This window comes from Ruegeria sp. CG8 (genome assembly GCF_056537165.1).
Genome location: NZ_JBQFRA010000001.1, coordinates 746922 through 765736 on the forward strand (window position 1 = coordinate 746922; position 18815 = coordinate 765736).

Here is an 18815-nt window from a genome sequence, read left to right on the forward strand (position 1 = left end):
CTAGGCGCAGAACGGCGAGTCCGATGTCCACCGGTGAATATCTATATGCGGCTGTCCGGACAGCCTTGCTCGCGCCGCCTCCCAATTGGATTTGCAGACACGCCAATCCCGCAGCTCGGTTTCGGGGCGCGATCTGGATCTTGCGATGAAGCTGGGGAAATGGTCTCGACCGGTGGGTTGGCCTGCCGCACTGAAGCGGATGTCGAACGACCAGCGGAACCGGTCCGTTTCGTTGACCAGCGACGCATGTGGCGTCAGCGGGTGAAACAGGATGACCCCGCCCGCCTTGACGGGCAAGGGCACGGCTCGGTCTTCGTCAATAAACCCGTCGGCAATGCCTGTCTGCGTGCGCGCGCAATGCGGCAGGATGGATTGGTCCTGTGCCTTTGGCAGCACTTGCAGGCAGCCGTTCTCGATCGTTGCATCGTTGACGGCAATCCAGACCGTGACCATGTCGGTCTGGTCCGCATCCTCCAACGCAACTGCCCGGTCCTGATGCCAGTCCGTTGCGGTTATATGCGCCCGCACCTCGTCCTTGGACAGCTTGAGGGCAGGGGGCTTCAGCCGAACGTGCTGGATCGGATTGCTGACCAACTCTGGCCCGATCAACTGCTCGACGATGTCAAGCATGGGCTGGGCCGTCAGCAAGTCGAACACTGCGGGTCCTATATGGAACGGTGTGTCAGCCATGATCCGGTCGCCGGGCAAAGAGATGTCCAGCGGCTGGAAATAGTCGCAACCGGCCTGATAAGCGGACAGAAGTTTGTCCCAGAATGACATCCCGGATGGTTCGTCCTTGACCAGCCCTTTTTCGTACCAACCGTCAAAGAGCCGGTTCAGGACATCCGAGTATTCGGCTTGCACCCGATCAAGGACGTCACCGGGAATTACATCCTCGACCACGAGGTATCCGTCCGTCTGGAACTTGCCAATCTGATCTTGTGTCAGCATGGGTGCAACCTCACAAAAGCAGCGCGATGATGCCCGGCCAGATCAGAAGAACGGAAAGCGCCAGCAGCTGGATCCCGATGAATGGCAGGAAGCCGCGGAAGATATCCGTCAGGCTGATATGCGGCGGGGCCACCGATTTCAGGTAGAACGCCGCCGGGCCGAACGGGGGCGACAGGAAGCTGACCTGCATGTTCATACAGAACACGACGCCGAACCAGATCGCGACATGGCTGGGCTGCAACTGGCCGATGAGTCCGATTTCCTCGATGGGAAGGCGCAGAACGATCGGTAGAAAGACCGGAATGATCAAAAGCACGATGCCGACCCAATCCATAAACGCGCCCATGAACAGCAGGATCAGCATCATAACCAGAATGACCAGCATCGTCGGCAGGTCCTGCCCAACGATCAGATCGGCCACGTATTGGGGCCCGCCGGCAATGGTGTAGGCACCCGCCAGCGCGGCGGCGCCGATGGTGACCCAGATGATGGTGCCTGTGGATTTGAGCGTTCGCATCAAGCTGTCCCAAACCAGCTCGAACGATCCTTCGCCCCGCAGGATGGCGATGATCAGAACGGCGAAGGCGCCCATGCCTGCTGCCTCGGTGATGCCTGTGATCCCGCCATAGATCGAGCCGAGAACGACGCCGATGACGACCAGCGGCGCGACGAGGCCTTTGCCCATTTCCCACCCGATTTTGGCGCGCTCTCTGCCAAAGACGAAGAAGATCAGCAGAAGGGCGACGATCGTAATACCGGCAAACCAGGGCAGGTAGTCAGCTGTCCCCAATCGCGCGGGCTCGCCTTGGCTGGCAGCGTTCGAGCCGGAAAGCTCGAAAAACGCGGCCCGGATAAACAGAACGGTGGAAAATCCGGCGACGACGATGCTCATGAAGGCGGCAAACAGTTTGCGCTTTTCAGCCGGTTCGGGGTCGCTCGGGTCCGGTTCCGGAAGCGGCGCGTGGTGAGGATTCAGCCGCGTGCGAATGATGATGTACAGGATGATCATCGAGGCCAGCATGAAGCCCGGAATAAAAGACGCGGTGAACAGCGACTTGATCGAGGTTTCGGTGATCAGCCCATAGATGATCAGAACGATCGAGGGCGGGATCATGGTCCCCAGCGACCCCGAGGCGCAGATGACGCCGATCGCGAGGTTCTGATCGTAGCCGAGGCGCAGCATCTGGGGCAGGGCGATCAGGCCCAGCAGGACCACCTCACCGCCGATGATGCCGGACATGGCTGCCATGATCACCGCCATGATCGAGGTCACGATCGCGATGCCGCCACGTGTTCTGGACAGCCAGACATTCAGCGACGAATACATGTCGCGCGCGATCCCGGATCGCTCCAGCAGCGATGCCATGAAGATGAACAATGGCACGGATATGAGCACGTAGTCCGTTAAGAGCCCATATATCTTCTGCGCCAGAATATAGAGTGGCCCAGTCCCGGGGCGTCCGGTCAGAATGCCATCGCCGAATGAAAACGGGTTCAAAAAAAGTGTCGGCTCGAACTTCAGAACAAGAACCAGAACCGCAAGCGAGGCCGAGGCCAGACCCAGGGGCATCCCGATCGCCAGAAGCACGATCAGGGCGACCATCAGGATGAGTGAGATCGTTCCAATATCCATCAGTCTTGTCCCACCGCTCGTTTGATCATTTCAATTTCGTCTTCGTCCGGTTCATCCGTGTGGATTTCCGGTTCTTTGTTCCAATCTGCGATCAGGTTCAGAACGGCCTGCATGGCGACCAGGGTGATCACGATCAGGACCATGGGCTGCAACGTCGCCGGGATCGGCGGGTTGAAGGCCGAGCCATAAAGCTCCCATTTGTAGAGTTTGTTGACGAAAACCTGCTGATAGCTGCCGTAGACCAGAAAGAACGCGAACATCACGATCAGGATGGTCGAGATCGTGTCGAACACCCGCTGCAACCAGCGAGGAACCGCATCATACAGCAGAAAGATCCGGATATGGCTGCGTTGCTGCATGGCATAGTAGCCGGACATCAGGAACACGAAGCTGGCGAACCACAGGGTCATCTCGTTGGCCCATTCGGTCGGCTTTTCGAGGATGTAGCGCATGAAGACTTCGTACAGCATCACCACCGTCATGATGGCGATCATCATCATCGTGACCCGGCCGATGAAAAGGGCGAAGCGGTCCATCGCAGTCGTGCCCTCGTATTCCATCGCGGCCGGCTGGACGGTCTTGGTTCCGATCACCGCAAGGATCGGCAGCAGTATCAGCGCGCCGATATCGACAATGTCGACAAATCCGCCGAAAACCCCGGTCATTTCGGGCGTCACGTCGCTGCGCAGATAGATTTCCGTTACCTGGCTTTTCAGAGATTCGGACGTGTAGGGCAGCCAGTCCAACAGGAAGGCCGGCAGATGCCAGACGAGCCAACTGGCCGTTGCGACGAAGGCGAGCGGGATGAGCCACTCCAGTATTCCGCCTGAGTTTTTTTGCATCACGTAGCCCTCGTCCTTATCCGTCGATCCGGTGGTGATCGATAAATTCCAGGTCCGGCTCGACACCCAGTCCGGGGCCGGTCGGGATCGTCACGCGGCCTTTGTTGGCCTTGACTTGTTTCTGTATCTCCAGCGGAACGGTCAGCAGATCGTCGCGAAACTTGTTGTCCGTGGTGTCGAATTCCAACATCGGTTCCCAAGGGTGCAGACCGCCCGGAATTGCCGGCATTGCCGCGAGCAGATGCAGGTTGGTGGCCACAGCAACCGCACTTCCCCAGACGTGATTGACGACCGGGGTGAAGTGTGCGTGGCACAGCGCAAGTACCCGCAGATACTCAGAGATTCCGCCCAACGCGCATACTTCGGGCTGAGCGATATCGACACTGCGGTTTTCGAGAAGCGCGCGCCATGCCCAGCGATTGAACACAGCCTCGCCGCCGGAGATATTGACCTTCAGCCCCGCGCGCAGTTCGCGATAGCCATCAAGATCCTCAGGGGCCACCGGTTCTTCAAACCAATAGGCGTCAAGCTCTTCCAAGGCACGGCCCACATGAAACGCGTCCGAGGTCGTGTAGGCATGATTTGCGTCGACCATGAAGGGGAAGTCTTCGCCAACCCCGCGACGCACCGCCTCGCAGAGCTGTACGTCCGGTTTGGGTCCGAACCCGGTCTTCATCTTGGTGGCGACAAACCCCATGTCCTTGATCGTTGCGGCTTCGTCCTTGAACCGGGCGGCAAGGTCGGCGATCGGCTCATCCCGCAGCATCATCCCGTAGCCGTAGCAGGGAACGCTTGTCCGATGCGCGCCGCCGATGAGTTTGTGCAGCGGCAAACCGGCCACCTTGCCGACGATGTCCCACAGGGCGATGTCCACGCCGGACAGCGCCTGTATCGGCATTCCGCCTTGCCCATGATCTCGCAGAAGGTTGTACACCTTGTGCCAGATCACGTCCTTGTCCAAAGGGTCCAGCCCCAGCACCATCGGCTGGATAACCTGTTCAACGATGGATTTGTTGGCTCTTGCTACATTGCCGGGGCCAAAACACTCTCCCCAGCCGGTCACGCCTTCGTCGGTTTGAACCTCGACCAGATGGGTTGTGCGCTTGTCATAATACTGCTGCGAATACCCCAGGACTTCGGGCATCTCGTACTGCAGTACATGGCTGGTGATCTTGGTGATTTTCATGAAATGCAGGGTCCCGGGCACATTCGGAGAGGCCGTCAGCACGGCCTTTCCGATTGTCGTTGAATGGCCGAAGCCCGATTATTGCATTGCGCCCAGATCGCGCAGGAAGTTGATGTGGCTTTCCAACAGCGCCTTGGCCTCTGGGGTCGTGGCGAACTCGGTCCACCCGACCTGAACGGCTGCGCGGTAGGCGGCCAGATCTTCCGGCGACCATTCATACAGCTGAACGCCTTTGGCCTTCAGGTCCTTGGCGGTCTGAGCGTTCTGCACTTCGTTGATCGTCGCATTGTGCAGCGCCAGGCTGTCCATCGCGACTTCCATGATCTTTTTGTGATGTGCAGGCATCGCGTCCCAAACGTCCTTGCGGCAGGCCAGGTGGTCTGCGGGCATCGAGTGGAAGCCGGGATAGTTCGTGTGACCGGCGATTTCGTACAGACCCAGACCCACGTTGTTGGTCAGGTTCGCAGCATCCGCGCCGTCGATGATGCCGGTTTCCAGAGCGGTGAAGATTTCGTTGAAGTCCATCACGATCGGCGATGCGCCCAACTCGGCAAAGACCTTGGTGGCCAGGCCCGGGGGCGAACGGAATTTCCAGTCTTTGAAGTCATCGACCTTGGCGATCGGCTTGGTCGAAGCCAGAGATTCCGGTCCCGGGATCCACCAGCCGATGAATTCCATGTCGTAGCCGTTGTACAGGTCATTGACGGCATCTCTGCCGCCACCGTGCAGCAGCCATGCCATTTGCTGATAGGGGTTCTGGTAACCGCCCAGCAGATCGCCCGCGAACTGGAAGGCCGGGTTCTTACCGGTCTGATAGCCGCCGCCGGTCATGTCGCAGTCGAGGATACCTGTCGCCGCGGCATCGAATGTTTCGACCGATTTGACCACCGAGGACGAGTAGAACATCTCGACTTCGATCTCGCCGTTCGACATTTCCTGGATGTCTTCGACGTATTTTGCCGCCATCTGCCCGGACAGCGTCTCGGGCGAGAAATGGGTTTGAATTCTCAGCTTGGTCGTTTCAGCCACCGCGAAACCGGCCGCCATCGTCGTTGCTACGGCCGCAACAGCCGCTGTCTTGACTATTTTCATATTGTCCTCCCAGACGTTGAGCAGTGCGCCGGGTAGGAGATCTTGCCGCCTCCCTTGTCGACACGCTGCTAGACGTTAAGCGGTCGAATCGAATGCAACAAGTAAAATATGAAATTTTCCAGAAATTCGAGATTCTTGCAATAAATCGAAAATATGATTAGGACACTAAGTGGCCAGAACTGAAAGGTGCAAACCGGAATGAATGAAGAAGTAGATATTTATCAGCACCTTAAAATGCGTCTGATCTCGAACGGATTCGAGCATGGTGCCAAGGTTCGGGCCGAAGAGTTGCGCAAGGACTATGGGTGCTCGGCCAGCACGGTTCGCGAAGTTCTTTTTCGTTTGTCATCGGTGGGTTTGGTGGACTTTCAGGAGCAGAAGGGCTTTCGCGTCCCGAAGCGTTCGCCGAAAAAACTGATCGAGCTGACCCACATCCGCGTTTTGCTGGAGGGAGAAGGCACCGCAATGTCGATCCGCAACGGCGGGGTGGATTGGGAAGCCAGGCTGACCGCGGCGCATCACAAGCTGAGCCATATCGAAAAGCGCATTCATGCCACCGACGACCCCAGCGAGCTGATCGATATCTGGTTTGCCTCGGAAAAGGAATTCCATCAAACGCTGATCTCGGCCTGCGGATCGGAAACGTTGAAGCAGATGCACGGCCGAATTTACGCGCAATTCCGGCAGCAGCTGATGGTGGCGGACCGGCGGTTCGAGTTCATCTCAGAGAACATCCGGCATCACGCCGACATCCTCGAGGCCGCATTGTCCGGCGATGAGCAACTGACCAAGCAGAAGATTCATGACCACCTCAAGCGCCACCTTACAGGCAAGACGATGGGCGACTAAGCGCGGAAGTCATCCTCAAGATAAACGCGGATGATGTCTTCAAAGCTCGACTCTGCGCGGAAGCCCAGCTCATGCGCGCGGTCGGTTTGAAAGTCGCGTGGCCAGCCTTTGACAATGCGCTCTATGTCGGGGTCGGGAACATGCTTGATCAGGTTGACCGCGTCTTGACCGGCGACAGTGCGCAGAGCTTCGATCTGTTCAGCGACCTTACAACTGATGCCGGGCATGTTCAGGGCGCGCCGGTCGTTTAGCAGCTTCGTATCGAGATCGGCCGCGTGGGTCAGAAATCTTGCCGCTGCCCGAGGGCTGGCGTGCCAGTGGCGAACGGTGTCGTCGACCGGCAGAACCGCCTCAAGCCCGTTCAGGGGCTCTCGAATGATACCCGAAAAGAAGGAGGAAGCGGCGGCATTTGCCTTGCCGGGCCGCACGCACAGCGTCGGCAGCCGCAGGGAGATGCCGTCGATGTATCCTTTTCGACTGAAGTCGGAAATCATCAACTCGGACGCAGCCTTCTGCGCCCCGTAGCTGGTCAGAGGGGCGCACAGGAATTCATCGTCGATCCTTGCGGGGAAAGGGGCGCCAAAGACGGCTATGGACGAAGCGAAGACCAGCCGCGGGCGGTAGGCGCCGCTGGTGGCGTCATGCTCGTCCTTCAATGCGTTCAACAGTGCCCAGGTCGTCATCAGGTTGACGTCCCAACCAAGGCCAAAATCAGCTTCTGCCTGACCCGAGACAATCGCGGCCAGATGAAAGATCACGTCAGGGCGCTGAGCGGCCAGAAGCTTGGCCGAGTTTGGGACCGCGATGTCGCCAACGGTTTTTTCTCCCGGTGCACCCTCGGCCGAAAATGAAAGGTCGAACAATGATACACGGGCGTCCGGGCCAAAGGTCTGTTCGGCCGAAATGTGATGCGCCAGTTTCTGCCCCAGCATTCCACCGCCGCCGATGATGAGGATATGCGTCACGACATGCCATTCCGTTTTCTGAGTTCGAGGTAGAGCGCAGAATGATCCAGCTCGGCCCCATCCATTTCGTTTATCAGGTATTCGAACCGGTCGCGTACGGCTTGCGTATTGGGCAGTTCCAGGCCCAGACCGCGCGCCTCAGCCAAGGTGTTGTCCAGATCCTTCAGCTGAAACTTCGAGAGTCCGCCGGGAACGAAGTCCCGGTTGGACATGCGTTCCCCGTGCTGCTGCAGGATCACGCTGTCGGCAAACCCACCGCGAAGCGCGGCGCGCAAAGCAGCCGGGTCTGCGCCACCTTGTTCGGCCAGCAGGGTTGCCTCGGCAACGGCGGAAATCGTGACGGCCACGATTGTCTGATTGGCCAGTTTGCACAACTGTCCGGCGCCGCTGGGGCCGACATGCACGGGGCGCCCCATGGCGGAGAGGATTGGCAGGACCTCCCGCATGACCTTCTCATCGCCGCCCACCATGATCGCCAGCGAGCCCGCCTCGGCCCCCTTGGTGCCACCGGAGACTGGGGCATCCAGATGCCGCAGGCCGAGGGTTTCGAGTTGGGCCGACTGCGCGCGGGCATGTTCAGGCTTGGCGCTGGACATGTCGATCCAGACGGCACCAGGTTTCAAATGGTCGCAAAAGGAAGGGTCTTCAAGCAGCGCGCCGGTTGCGTATCCGTCGGCCAGCATGGTCACGATCACATCGGCTTGGGCAACGGCATGGGCCGGGGTGTCCGCAACCGTGGCACCTTGGTCCGCCAATGGCCGTGCCTTTTCGGCGCTACGGTTCCAAACGGTCAGGGGGAAGCCTGCCGCAAGCAGGTTTCGTGCCATCGGCGCCCCCATTAGGCCGGTGCCCAAAAGGGTCACTTTGCGCTGTTCGCTCATGTTTGCTTGTCCTCCTTCGGGCCGCACCACGCATGGTTATAGCCAAACCAAAATCTCTGTCATACGCTAACGGCATCAAGTTCCTGCGCCAAAGCCTGTCGCGTTTCCATGCAGAATTTTTTGGTGCTGCCCGGTCGCACTCGGGCCCGGGGTCCTGGTGTTTGATCGCAAGTAGTGAAAGGTAAATTTTACATATGTCAGAAAGACTTGTGGGGAAGCGCGTCCTTGTAACGGCCGCCGGACAGGGTATCGGTCGTGCCAGCGCAATTGCAATGGCGCGCGAAGGGGCGCAGGTGTTTGCGACGGATATCAACCTCGAAAACCTTTCTTCGATTCGGTCCGAGAATCTCGAAAATATCGAAATTTTCGAGATGGACGTCACCGATGACGCCAGCGTCGCTCAGGGGGCTGAGCGGGCAAATCCGGACGTGTTGTTCAACTGTGCGGGCTTCGTGCATCACGGGACCATCCTGGACGCCACCGATGAAGAGTGGGATTTTGCGATGGACCTCAATGTGCGGTCCATGATGCGCACAACGAAGGCTGTGCTGCCGAGGATGGTCGAACGGGGCGGCGGCTCGATCATCAACATGTCTTCCGCTCTGGGGTCGATCATCGGCGCGCCCAACCGCTTTGTCTATGGCGTGACCAAAGCTGCGGTTGTGGGGCTGACGAAATCGGTTGCGGTTGATTTCATCACGAAGGGCATCCGCTGCAACTGCATCTGCCCCGGAACGGTCGACAGCCCCAGTTGGCGCGATCGGGTCGAGGCTTTGGCCCAAGAACTGGGCAGCAGGGAAGAAGCCATGGCGCAGTTCGTGGCCCGCCAGCCCATGGGCCGCGTCGCCAAGGCGGAAGAAATAGCGGCACTGGTCGTCTACCTGGCAAGCGATGAGAGTGCTTTCACCACAGGACATACACACATAATCGATGGGGGGTGGTCAGGCCAATGACGAAGATAACAAAGGACGATCTGCGGTCGCGGAAATGGTTCATGAACTCGGACAACCTCGAGATGACCGCGCTGTATCTGGAACGGTATCTCAATTACGGCCTGACCCGCGCCGAGCTTCAATCCGGCAAGCCAATCATCGGCATTGCGCAAACGGGTAGCGATCTCAGCCCGTGCAACCGCCACCACCTGGAATTGTCCAAACGTGTGCGCGACGGGATCATCGCGGCTGGTGGCACGTGCATCGAAATTCCGGTGCACCCGATTCAGGAAACGGGTAAGCGGCCCACTGCCTCGCTGGATCGCAATCTGGCCTATCTTTCGCTGGTCGAGAGCTTGTTTGGTTACCCGATCGACGGCGTGGTGCTAAACATCGGTTGCGACAAGACCACGCCGGCGCTGTTGATGGCGGCCGCCACCGTCAATATCCCCGCAATCGCTCTGTCGGTCGGCCCGATGCTGAACGGCTGGTGGAAGGGTGAACGCGCGGGGTCGGGAACCGTGATCTGGAAGGCTCGGGAAGACCTTGCTGCCGGTGAGATCGACACTGATGAGTTCATGGAAATCGCGGCGGCTTCGGCGCCTTCGGTTGGCTATTGCAACACGATGGGAACGGCGACCACGATGAATTCCCTGGCCGAAGCCTTGGGAATGCAACTGCCCGGGTCCGCCGCGATACCAGCCCCGTACCGGGAACGCGGACAGATCAGCTATGAAACCGGAAAGCGCATCGTCGAGATGGTGTGGGAGGATCTGCGCCCAAGCGATGTCATGACGCGGGCGGCATTTGAAAATGCGATCGTCATCAACTCGGCGATCGGTGGATCGACGAACGCGCCGATCCATTTGAATGCGATCGCCCGGCATCTTGGCGTTCCTCTCAACAACGATGACTGGCAAAGCCTGGGTCACGACGTACCGCTGCTGGTCAACATGCAGCCGGCCGGAAAATACCTTGGAGAAGATTACCAGCGCGCCGGCGGTGTCCCTGCCGTGGTCGGTGAGTTGATTGATGCCGGATTGCTGCCCAACCCCGATGCGCTGACGGTCAACGGCCGGTCGATGGGCGAGAACTGCCGGACACGCCGGTCGCTGAACGACGACGTGATTAAGCCGGTGAGAAATCCGGTCAAGCATCAGGCCGGGTTCATCAACCTCTCGGGCAACCTGTTCGAAAGCGCGATCATGAAGACATCGGTGATCTCGTCCGCTTTCCGCGAGGCCTACCTGTCGAACCCGGATGACCCCAATGCATTCGAGGGCCGGGCGGTCGTTTTTGACGGGCCTGAGGACTTTCATCACCGCATCGATGATCCGGCAGAAAACATCGATGCAGACTGTATCCTGATCATGCGCGGGGCCGGACCCAAAGGTTACCCGGGCGCGGCCGAGGTGGTGAACATGCGGCCGCCCTCATACCTGTTGAAACAAGGGGTCGAGGCGCTGCCCTGCATCGGTGATGGGCGCCAGTCCGGCACGTCCGGAAGCCCGTCGATCCTGAACGCCTCGCCCGAGGCGGCCGAAGGCGGCGGGCTGGCGCTGGTGCGAAATGGCGACCGGTTGCGCATCGATCTGGGCAAAGGGACGGCGGATATGCTTGTTCCGCTGGAGGAGCTGCATGAACGCGCCCGCGAACTGGAAGCTGCAGGTGGCTATTCGGTCCCGTCCGACCAGTCACCCTGGCAGGAGATCTTCCGCGAGAAGGTCGATCGTCTGGATCGCGGCATGACGCTGAAGGGCGCCGACAAATTCAGGGACATCGCGCGGCAATTCCTGCCGCGGGACAATCACTAAAAGGAACCGAAATGAAACTTGTTCGCTACGGAGCCGCAGGGTCGGAAAAGCCTGCGTTGGTCGACTCTGCGGGTCAATTGCGGGATTTGTCCGCCCATGTCACCGATATCACCGGTGAAACGCTGGGCGACGCCGTGCTGGACAGGCTGCGCGCAATTGATCCCGAAAGCCTGCCGATTGTTGAAGGGGATCCGCGGATCGGAGCTTGCGTGGGCAAGATCGGCAAGTTTCTGTGCATCGGACTGAACTACTCGGACCATGCTGCCGAAACGGGCGCGGATATTCCCAAGCATCCGATCCTGTTCTTCAAGGCAAATTCCGCCATCGTGGGGCCTTATGATGACGTTGTGATGCCGCGCGGGTCCACCCATACCGATTGGGAATGCGAGTTGGGTGTGGTGATTGGGAAAACGGCGAAATACGTCTTCAAGGCCGATGCTTTGGACTATGTCGCCGGTTATTGCATCGTCAATGACGTGTCCGAGCGGCATTTCCAGACGCAACTGACCGGACAATGGACCAAGGGCAAGTCCTGCGACACGTTCGGTCCGACCGGTCCGTGGCTGGTCACCCGCGATGAGGTTCCCGATCCTCAGGCGCTGGGCATGTCCCTGGACGTGAACGGTCAGCGGATGCAGACCGGAAACACGGCCACCATGATCTTTACCGTTGCCGAGATCATCGAGCATCTGAGCCAGTTGTTCACCCTTCATCCCGGTGACGTGATTTCGACCGGCACACCGCCCGGGGTCGGCATGGGGATCAAGCCCGATCCGGTCTATTTGAAGAAGGGCGACGTGATGGACCTGAGGATCGACGGGCTGGGTTTGCAGCGGCAGAAGGTCAGTCAGGATGACTGAGCTGTTGCAGATTGGCGGGATTACCGACCGGATGAAAGATCGGCTGTCCGCCGCATTTGATATTCGCCGGCTGGACGATTTTGATGCCGCGCGCATCACGCATGTGGTCACGAACGGACATGACGGCGTGCCGCCCGACCTGATGGCCCAACTGACAAACCTGAAGATGATCAGCGTCTATGGGGTTGGATATGATGCGGTCGATGCAACGGCTGCTGCAGCCCGCGGAGTTGTCGTCACGCACACCCCGAATGTGCTTAACAACGAGGTCGCAACCACCGCCGTTCTGCTGATGCTGGCCTGCTACCGAGAGCTTGTTCGCGACCATGAATACGTCCGATCGGGACGGTGGGAGACAGAAGGCAATGCCCCTTTGACCCGATCAGCCGACAATCAAAAGGTTGGAATTCTGGGGCTTGGCCGTATCGGCCAGGCGATTGCCGACAAACTGGCGCCGTGGTCGCCCGAAATCTCTTATCACACCCGCAGTCCCAAGGATGTGCCATACCGATATTTCGACAATCTGGTCGATATGGCAAACCACGTGGATGTGCTGATTTGCATAACACCGGGCGGGCCGTCGACCAACAAGCTGGTCAACGCCGAGGTGATGCGGGCGTTGGGGGGCAGGGGCACGCTGATCAATGTCAGCCGCGGGTCCGTCGTTGACGAGGCGGCTTTGATTGAAGCGCTGCAAAGCGGTGTGCTTGGCTGGGCAGGGCTGGATGTTTTTGAGGATGAACCTCGCGTTCCACAAGCGTTGCGCGAGTTGCCAAACGTGGTTCTGTTGCCGCATGCGGGCAGTGCTACTGTCGAAACGCGTGCCGCGATGGGTGATCTGACGGTCGACAATCTGTTGCAACATCTCAAGGACGGATCGGTTCTGACCGCCGTGCCAGAATGCAAAGATCTGTGAATTGACCGCTTGGGCGCTCAGAACCCGTTGACCCGCTCGATCAGCCAATAGAGCGATATGCAGCCGATGGCATAGCCTGTTACGGGGGTGGCCAAGTGGGTCACCCAACCGGCGTTCCGTGGCGCGATAAGGCGCCACATCGCAATCAGAAGCGCGAGCACTGCGATAAAGGCAAGCTGACCGGCCTCGACGCCGATGTTGAAAGCCAGCAGCGCTGCAGGGATCTCTTGCGAAGGCAGGCCGATTTCAGCCAGAGCACCGGCAAAGCCAAGCCCATGCAGCAGGCCGAAACTGAAGCAGACGATCCACGGGTATTGCTCGGATAACCGCAGTTCGCCCTCTTTGTGCCTCAGGATTTCCAGAGCAAGGAATACGATGGACAAGGCAATAACGGCTTCGACGGGGCCGGCGGGCACGTTGAGAAACCCAAGCGTCGCCATCGCCAGCGTCAGCGAATGCGCGACTGTGAACGCGGTTATCGCACCGACCAACCGCCATGGGTTCCGCACCAGAACAAAAAGCGCAAAAACGAACAACAGGTGGTCCCAGCCGCCCAAAATGTGTTCGAACCCAAGCAGAAAGTAGCTGCTGAAAACCGACCAGATCGTAGGCTCCGCCGGAACCATCAATTCGGCCTCATCAGGCGTAAATCTGAGCGTCACGGGTTCAGTGTTCAGCGGTCGAACGCGCAGCAAGACATCGTTCTGCTGGCGCTCCAACCCGTCTATGGCCACAACATGGCCCGCGATTTCGGCATCACATTCTGCAATCCAAGAAGACACCCAAGCCTGGTTTTCCGCTGTTGGCTCCGGGCCATTTGCCGGCGCGCAATGGTCGGGCAGAACCGCATCGATCTCCATGGGTTGTCCGTTCACGTCGGGAATACGCCAAAGGATTCTCCAGGTGCCCGGCGCCAGTTCGTTCAGGTCCAGATAGCCGGGGTCAAGCGCGTGTGCTCGGCCGAATTGCGGAACCATGCCCAGCCAGAAACTCAGCAGAACAAAGAAGACCGTCTTCACGAGCCGCCCTCTGCGGATTCGGGTGTCTCGACACGGTACTGGGCGGCGAGGCTTTCGTATTGAGCCTGCGCCAGGTCCTGAGCCGTCGCCCTGCGCCAATCGTTCAGAACGGAGTCGTAGATCTCGGCGAGCGGCGGAAGATAACCGGGCTTTGCTTCGGTCACGCGGACAAGATGTTGCCCGTATCCCGAGTTGATCGGACCGATCCAAATCATCGGCTCGCTCCCGTCAAGCTGTGACGCAAACCCGCGACCAAAGGTTGTGTCGATTGCACCCGCGGCTGTCAGTGGCATCGACCGCGCCAGCAAGGACGAAACGCCAAGGCTGGACCAATCCGCGCCACCGTTCAGCGCCTGCAGAGTATCGTCGACGACGTCCGGGTCTGGGGCATCACCCAGATAGATCTGATCAAACGCGATCAGGGTAGGGGTCGTGAAGCGGTCTGCGTTCTGGGCCAGATGCTCTTCTAAAACAGCCTCCTCGGGGGCGACCGAGGACGCAATTGCGGTAGTCAGAAACTCCATTTTTCGGGCAAGGCGGGCCCGGATCACCTGATCACCACGGTCCAAGCCCAGCTTTCGGGCCTCGCGCACAAGAATTTCTTCGCGGGTCCAGGAATCGATCAGCGCCTGCAACTCGGCGTCGGTGGGTTGGCGTTTCCAGCTGGCCTCGAACCGTGTTCTCAAAAGCGCGATGTCGTCGCTGTCAATTGTGATCGTTTCGGCCTCTACCGGGGGCTCGGCCTCGTCGGATACAAGATAGAACCAGCCGAAAATGGCCAGCCCGATCAGAATGAAGTGGAACAGCGGTTCTTTGTAAAAGCGCATGAAAAATCTGACCTGCTGGCAATTCGATACCCGATCGTTGATCCCAACGGCCCGTCATGTCAAATCGCCGATTTCAACTTGGGGTGAAGATGTTGCTGCAACGACCCCGGCCCAAGGGCGCGATCCCGCGCCCCCGGTTTCGGTCTTGGTTCATTCGCTGGCAGGCGTGTACCAGATCGGTGAAGAATACGCCCGTTCCTGATGGACCAGCTGGGCCTCGGCCGGCAGATCGATTCCAAAACGAAGCTTGTCGTACAGCACCCAGCGCGGGGTCGGGATTTCGAGAACCCGCACGTAGTAGAATGCCCGCGCGTCGGGATCGAAGTCGGGATCCGTCCAAACGGTCACCAATTCCGATGCGCCGATCGAGTTGCTCCAGCTGGCGGTATCCAGATCGACGGTATTGCCGACTTCGGGAAGGTTGCCATTGGCATCCAGCGCACGATCGTCGGACCAGGCCACGTTGTAGACCTTTTCCTGAAGCGCGCCGTCTGCATCCAACCAGCCCTTGACGACCTGAACTCGATCAAGGTTCGCACCGACGGGGTCACGCAGCGCGCCGATCAGGAAAGTCGGTGCGCCTTCACCCTCGGGCGGACGCAGGTCACCGCCCATCGGCACGCCTTTGGTATATCCCACATCAGCCACAAGACGCGTCAGCAGGTCGGACTCATCGAAATCCCATCCGCCGAAGAAACGAAGCCCGATGCGAGGCCCGGTCGTGGCGTATGTCTCGCGTCGCTTGAACGCGTCGAAAATGGCCGAGCGCGTATTCTCGGACGCCCAGACGGCGGTATAGCCCGATGCGACCAGCGTATGCCCCTCAAAGGCGCCCAGATCGCTTTCGACAAACGGGTGCAGAACGCGTGTGGCCGACGGCTCGGCGCTTACGGATTTGCCGAAATAGTTGTCTTCCTCGGCCGTTGCCAGCGACGTATGGCTGTCCGTCGCGCCGCCCATCCCGAACTTGTAGGGGTTCACGCCGAATTTCTCTTCAAGCATCAGCCCGCGCTTCAGCGCCTCACGCGCATATTCGCCGGCCAGCATGTCATCGGTTTTCAGCTCGGAGATATCGAGGTTCCCGACATCCCAGTTTTCATAGTCGGCAAATGGGTCGTCAGGGCTGAGATAGGGATGGGCTTCGCCGTCACCCTTGATCTGGGTGACCTCGTAATGCGGTTCCCACTTGGCGCGGTTCTGTACGTATTCCTCATCCACCTTGCCGCCGTGATAGGTGTCTTCCGTCGGGAACATCCAGCCGTTCGACAGATTGCCGTTATGCGCGAAGGCAACGGCACGGCCCCCGGTCTTGGCCTGGTACTCCTCGAGCCACTCATAAAGTGCCTTCGGATCCGTATTCCCATAGGGCGGCTGCGTGACCGGCGGCACCATCTGCAGCGCACGGATCGGGCCATCGCGCAGCATGACGTTTCGATGCAGGTTGAATCCCTTGGGCACCGAGGTCCATTCGAAACCGATGAACGCTGTGAAATTGCCCGGGTCGTTGTGCCGTTCCGCGGCCATCACGATATGTTCCCAGGTAAACGCAAAGGCGTCCGCTCCGGGGCTGTATGATTCAAGCAGGTCTTCCGGCAGGGTCATCTGCGAGAAATTGGAAATGATGTCGAACGCCGCTTTGGCAGCTTCGTCCCCGCCCGCAGAGTATCCTTCGTACCATTCCAGACCCTTGGGATGTGCCAAGACCCCCGGCTTTCCGGCCTGCAGGTCCGGGGCAAACCCCATCAGGTCGGTGTGATCCGTGAGAACCATCCAATCCAGTGGGCGCGCAAGCCGAACCGGTTGTCCGGTCGACGAGATGACCTGTTGGCCTTTCGCAAATCGCCAGGCGTCATCCGGCAGCAGCGTGTTCCCGAACGTTCCGGCGTCCAGTGACAACCCGGTGTGCAGGTGCGTGTCCCCCCAAAGAGGGCGCTCCGGGAATGTCCGGTTGGCATAGGGCGAGAACGGACGCTCGGCAAAGGTTCCCTCTGCAGCTTCCTTGGTCGGCACAGCGTCGGCGAGAACGCCTGCCGGGCCGAGTGTCAGCAGCATTGAACAGACGTAGAGTCGCAGCATGAGAACCTCCCAATTCAACAGCCTCGAATTCAAAGAAACAGTTTTATGTCATAACATTCTGATATGACGATAGCATGTGAGTGGGGCCAACTGTCAATTCTGCCGGGTTCAGGAAGCCAGAAAAGCCTTTTAATCACGGAAGGGCGGGAGCCTTAGCTGCCGGTCTAAAAAAGTACAACCCGAAGAATGCTGTGACTAAGGTGCGTCCGAGATTATCCGCGGTTTGGCCAGGCGGCTTTCCAATAGATCGCCCGTCTCCTCGGCGATCGGGTAGGCCACAAAGGCCAGCGCCGCGTTGATTTGCTTCAATAGGCGCAGCGTCTCCTGGTGGATATTGGTTGTTTCGATGCTGGCTGGACCCCGACTTTGCAGGCGCTTCAGGTGTCGCTCCTGCAGGTATTGTTCTTCGATCCGGATCCGATCCTTTTCGGCCACCAATTGACGGGCCGCCTCAGCATCGCCGGTGGTCAGAATGCTCAGAGCCAACTGGCCGTTCGTTGTGATCTGATCGTGGAATTGTTCAATGTCGGTCAGACCTTCCTTTGAAAAGGTGATGCCCTCGTCAGCCATTTTCTTCGCCAACGCCACAAGGTTGACCGCGATCCGGTCGGCGGCCTCTTCAAGGTTGTTGGCCATCGACACCAGCTCAAGTGTCTTTTTCTCCTGCTGAGGTGTCAGATCGCCTTCCCGCAGACGCGAGACGTAGATTTTGATGTCAAAATGCATGCGGTCAACATCGTTCTCCCGCAGTTCGATGGTGCGGGCCAGTTCGGGGTCCCAGTTCCGGAACAGGTGAATGGTCGGCACCAGCATCGCCTGAACCGTTTCAGCCATGCGCAGCAGTTCGCGCTGTGCGCAGGCCAGCGCCAGAGGCACGTGGTCCAGTGCGCTGGGGTCCAATGCGGTCACGTTGTCGGCGGTGATGCTGGAATGGCGGGGAACGAACGTGTCGGCCAACCGGATCAGCAGGTTGGTAAATGGCAGCGCAACGACCAGAAGGGCGACATTAATTGCAATGTGCAGCATCACCACCTGTTGACCGGCCGCTGTGCCAAACACGGAAATGTTCAGTACGCCGGTCAGCAGCAGGGCCAGCGCTACCAAAGTGACACAGGTCCGGGCCACCAGGTTGGCCAGGACGACCAACTTGGCCGGGCGCTCCTGCGACCAGAGCAGGGCGAATGAGATCACGGCGCCACCGAGATTGGCACCGATGACAAGCGCGGCGGCCACCGTGCCGCCAACCAGTGCTGACGCCGCGAATGTGGCAAAGGTCAGCACCGCGGCAAGGCTGGAATGCATGAGCCACGCCAGAATTGCGCCGACCACATAGGCGCTGATCAAGTCGCTTTGAAAATATGCGGCAATGCTTTGAACGATTGGGCTGGCCCCGATTGGCACTGTGGCTTCGCGGATCATTCCAAGCGACAACAGCACCAGGGCAAAACCGATGGTGATGCGCCCGATTTGTTTCGTCCGCCGTCGACCGGCTTTCAAAAACACCACGACGCCGACCAGCAATGCGAATGGCATCACCGCCTGGACGGGCAGGGTCAGCACCTTTGCCATCAGGGCGGATCCCACCTCTGCCCCCAGCAGCAGCGCAAGGGCCGAGGGTGGGGCCAGCATGCCCGATACCGCGAATCCGGCTCCGATCAATGCAACTGCAGTCGAGCTTTGCATCAGCATCGCTGCCATACCGCCACCCAATGCAGCGGAGATTCGGTTTTCAGACAGGATTTTCAGGCCGCGTTTCAACTCGGGCAGGAACGCTCGTTCCACTCCGGTCCGGATCAACCGGACAGACCACAAAAGCAGGGCGACGCCGGCCGCCAGATGGGTGGCCAGCACGATCATGCGTTCAATACCTTGTTTGCGCTGCGCCGTTGCATGGCCAACATTTTGCCTTCCACAATGGGGTGAGTCCGACGATTTTCATCACCAGTTTGAGGGTAATGCAACAAAATATTTG

General features: G+C 59.2%; 16 protein-coding genes. 5 read left to right on the plus strand and 11 right to left on the minus strand.

All coding sequences use genetic code 11. The annotated features are described in order from the left end of the window. The 5 genes from ACR0EF_RS03645 to ACR0EF_RS03665 all read right to left on the minus strand — a co-directional run bounded on the left by ACR0EF_RS03645 (position 1) and on the right by ACR0EF_RS03665 (position 5704). A complete protein-coding gene (locus ACR0EF_RS03645; RefSeq protein ID WP_170371333.1) occupies positions 1-951 on the minus strand; it encodes a phytanoyl-CoA dioxygenase family protein in 951 nt (316 codons plus the stop codon). Between the two features lie 10 nt (positions 952-961). After that, positions 962-2584, minus strand: coding sequence for a TRAP transporter large permease (locus ACR0EF_RS03650; protein WP_170371331.1), 1623 nt, complete (start codon positions 2582-2584; stop codon positions 962-964). Then, on the minus strand, positions 2584-3426 hold the full coding sequence (locus tag ACR0EF_RS03655) for a TRAP transporter small permease subunit (RefSeq protein ID WP_174819626.1): 843 nt from the start codon (positions 3424-3426) through the stop codon (positions 2584-2586). The genes ACR0EF_RS03650 and ACR0EF_RS03655 overlap by 1 nt, the downstream gene beginning before the upstream one ends. A gap of 16 nt (positions 3427-3442) precedes the next feature. Next, the gene (locus tag ACR0EF_RS03660) at positions 3443-4612 is read right to left on the minus strand and encodes a mandelate racemase/muconate lactonizing enzyme family protein (RefSeq protein ID WP_170371329.1); all 1170 of its coding nucleotides are present in this window, start codon (positions 4610-4612) and stop codon (positions 3443-3445) included. A gap of 78 nt (positions 4613-4690) precedes the next feature. Beyond that, positions 4691-5704 (minus strand): TRAP transporter substrate-binding protein, encoded by a 1014-nt coding sequence (locus ACR0EF_RS03665; protein WP_093961716.1) that lies wholly within the window; start codon positions 5702-5704, stop codon positions 4691-4693. Between the two features lie 198 nt (positions 5705-5902). Here ACR0EF_RS03665 and ACR0EF_RS03670 point away from each other — a divergent pair, with 198 nt between their 5' ends. Further along, positions 5903-6553, plus strand: coding sequence for a GntR family transcriptional regulator (locus tag ACR0EF_RS03670; protein ID WP_170371327.1), 651 nt, complete (start codon positions 5903-5905; stop codon positions 6551-6553). Here ACR0EF_RS03670 and denD read toward each other — a convergent pair. Both denD and ACR0EF_RS03680 read right to left on the minus strand, forming a co-directional pair. Beyond that, positions 6550-7518 (minus strand): D-erythronate dehydrogenase, encoded by a 969-nt coding sequence (gene denD, locus ACR0EF_RS03675; RefSeq protein ID WP_170371326.1) that lies wholly within the window; start codon positions 7516-7518, stop codon positions 6550-6552. The genes ACR0EF_RS03670 and denD overlap by 4 nt on opposite strands. Then, positions 7515-8399 (minus strand): NAD(P)-dependent oxidoreductase, encoded by an 885-nt coding sequence (locus ACR0EF_RS03680; RefSeq protein ID WP_170371324.1) that lies wholly within the window; start codon positions 8397-8399, stop codon positions 7515-7517. The genes denD and ACR0EF_RS03680 overlap by 4 nt, the downstream gene beginning before the upstream one ends. A gap of 194 nt (positions 8400-8593) precedes the next feature. Here ACR0EF_RS03680 and ACR0EF_RS03685 point away from each other — a divergent pair, with 194 nt between their 5' ends. From ACR0EF_RS03685 to ACR0EF_RS03700, 4 genes are read left to right on the plus strand one after another with little or no spacing between them, the layout of a single operon-like run. Then, the gene (locus ACR0EF_RS03685) at positions 8594-9352 is read left to right on the plus strand and encodes an SDR family oxidoreductase (RefSeq protein WP_170371322.1); all 759 of its coding nucleotides are present in this window, start codon (positions 8594-8596) and stop codon (positions 9350-9352) included. Next, positions 9349-11145, plus strand: a complete 1797-nt coding sequence (locus ACR0EF_RS03690; protein ID WP_170371320.1) for an IlvD/Edd family dehydratase — start codon at positions 9349-9351, stop codon at positions 11143-11145. Before ACR0EF_RS03685 ends, ACR0EF_RS03690 begins: the two co-directional genes overlap by 4 nt. An 11-nt stretch (positions 11146-11156) precedes the next feature. After that, complete coding sequence (locus ACR0EF_RS03695; protein ID WP_170371318.1) at positions 11157-12005, plus strand: fumarylacetoacetate hydrolase family protein; 849 nt, start codon at positions 11157-11159, stop codon at positions 12003-12005. Further along, positions 11998-12921: a 2-hydroxyacid dehydrogenase gene (locus tag ACR0EF_RS03700; protein WP_170371317.1), complete on the plus strand. Its 924-nt coding sequence runs from the start codon at positions 11998-12000 to the stop codon at positions 12919-12921. Before ACR0EF_RS03695 ends, ACR0EF_RS03700 begins: the two co-directional genes overlap by 8 nt. A gap of 17 nt (positions 12922-12938) precedes the next feature. Here the strand turns inward: ACR0EF_RS03700 and ACR0EF_RS03705 are convergent, their stop codons facing one another. From ACR0EF_RS03705 to ACR0EF_RS03720, 4 genes are all read right to left on the minus strand, one after another. After that, positions 12939-13940 carry a HupE/UreJ family protein gene (locus ACR0EF_RS03705; RefSeq protein ID WP_260065618.1) on the minus strand — a complete coding sequence of 334 codons (1002 nt, stop codon included), beginning with the start codon at positions 13938-13940 and terminating at the stop codon, positions 12939-12941. After that, the gene (locus tag ACR0EF_RS03710) at positions 13937-14767 is read right to left on the minus strand and encodes a peptidyl-prolyl cis-trans isomerase (RefSeq protein WP_170371315.1); all 831 of its coding nucleotides are present in this window, start codon (positions 14765-14767) and stop codon (positions 13937-13939) included. The genes ACR0EF_RS03705 and ACR0EF_RS03710 overlap by 4 nt, the downstream gene beginning before the upstream one ends. A gap of 150 nt (positions 14768-14917) precedes the next feature. Beyond that, entirely contained in the window at positions 14918-16843 is a 1926-nt protein-coding gene (locus ACR0EF_RS03715; protein ID WP_254430015.1) for a DUF3604 domain-containing protein, read from the minus strand. A gap of 195 nt (positions 16844-17038) precedes the next feature. Next, on the minus strand, positions 17039-18700 hold the full coding sequence (locus tag ACR0EF_RS03720; RefSeq protein ID WP_170371313.1) for a Na/Pi cotransporter family protein: 1662 nt from the start codon (positions 18698-18700) through the stop codon (positions 17039-17041). Positions 18701-18815 lie beyond the last annotated feature (115 nt).

Excerpts from the sequence above, each read along its gene's own strand:
- ACR0EF_RS03645 (WP_170371333.1), bottom strand. The coding sequence starts at position 951 with ATGCTGACACAAGATCAGATTGGCAAGTTCCAGACGGACGGATACCTC.
- ACR0EF_RS03680 (WP_170371324.1), bottom strand. The coding sequence starts at position 8,399 with ATGAGCGAACAGCGCAAAGTGACCCTTTTGGGCACCGGCCTAATGGGG.
- ACR0EF_RS03650 (WP_170371331.1), bottom strand. The coding sequence starts at position 2,584 with ATGGATATTGGAACGATCTCACTCATCCTGATGGTCGCCCTGATCGTG.
- ACR0EF_RS03665 (WP_093961716.1), bottom strand. The coding sequence starts at position 5,704 with ATGAAAATAGTCAAGACAGCGGCTGTTGCGGCCGTAGCAACGACGATG.
- ACR0EF_RS03685 (WP_170371322.1), top strand. The coding sequence starts at position 8,594 with ATGTCAGAAAGACTTGTGGGGAAGCGCGTCCTTGTAACGGCCGCCGGA.
- ACR0EF_RS03655 (WP_174819626.1), bottom strand. The coding sequence starts at position 3,426 with ATGCAAAAAAACTCAGGCGGAATACTGGAGTGGCTCATCCCGCTCGCC.
- ACR0EF_RS03710 (WP_170371315.1), bottom strand. The coding sequence starts at position 14,767 with ATGCGCTTTTACAAAGAACCGCTGTTCCACTTCATTCTGATCGGGCTG.
- ACR0EF_RS03660 (WP_170371329.1), bottom strand. The coding sequence starts at position 4,612 with ATGAAAATCACCAAGATCACCAGCCATGTACTGCAGTACGAGATGCCC.
- ACR0EF_RS03720 (WP_170371313.1), bottom strand. The coding sequence starts at position 18,700 with ATGATCGTGCTGGCCACCCATCTGGCGGCCGGCGTCGCCCTGCTTTTG.
- ACR0EF_RS03695 (WP_170371318.1), top strand. The coding sequence starts at position 11,157 with ATGAAACTTGTTCGCTACGGAGCCGCAGGGTCGGAAAAGCCTGCGTTG.
- ACR0EF_RS03715 (WP_254430015.1), bottom strand. The coding sequence starts at position 16,843 with ATGCTGCGACTCTACGTCTGTTCAATGCTGCTGACACTCGGCCCGGCA.
- ACR0EF_RS03700 (WP_170371317.1), top strand. The coding sequence starts at position 11,998 with ATGACTGAGCTGTTGCAGATTGGCGGGATTACCGACCGGATGAAAGAT.
- ACR0EF_RS03690 (WP_170371320.1), top strand. The coding sequence starts at position 9,349 with ATGACGAAGATAACAAAGGACGATCTGCGGTCGCGGAAATGGTTCATG.
- ACR0EF_RS03670 (WP_170371327.1), top strand. The coding sequence starts at position 5,903 with ATGAATGAAGAAGTAGATATTTATCAGCACCTTAAAATGCGTCTGATC.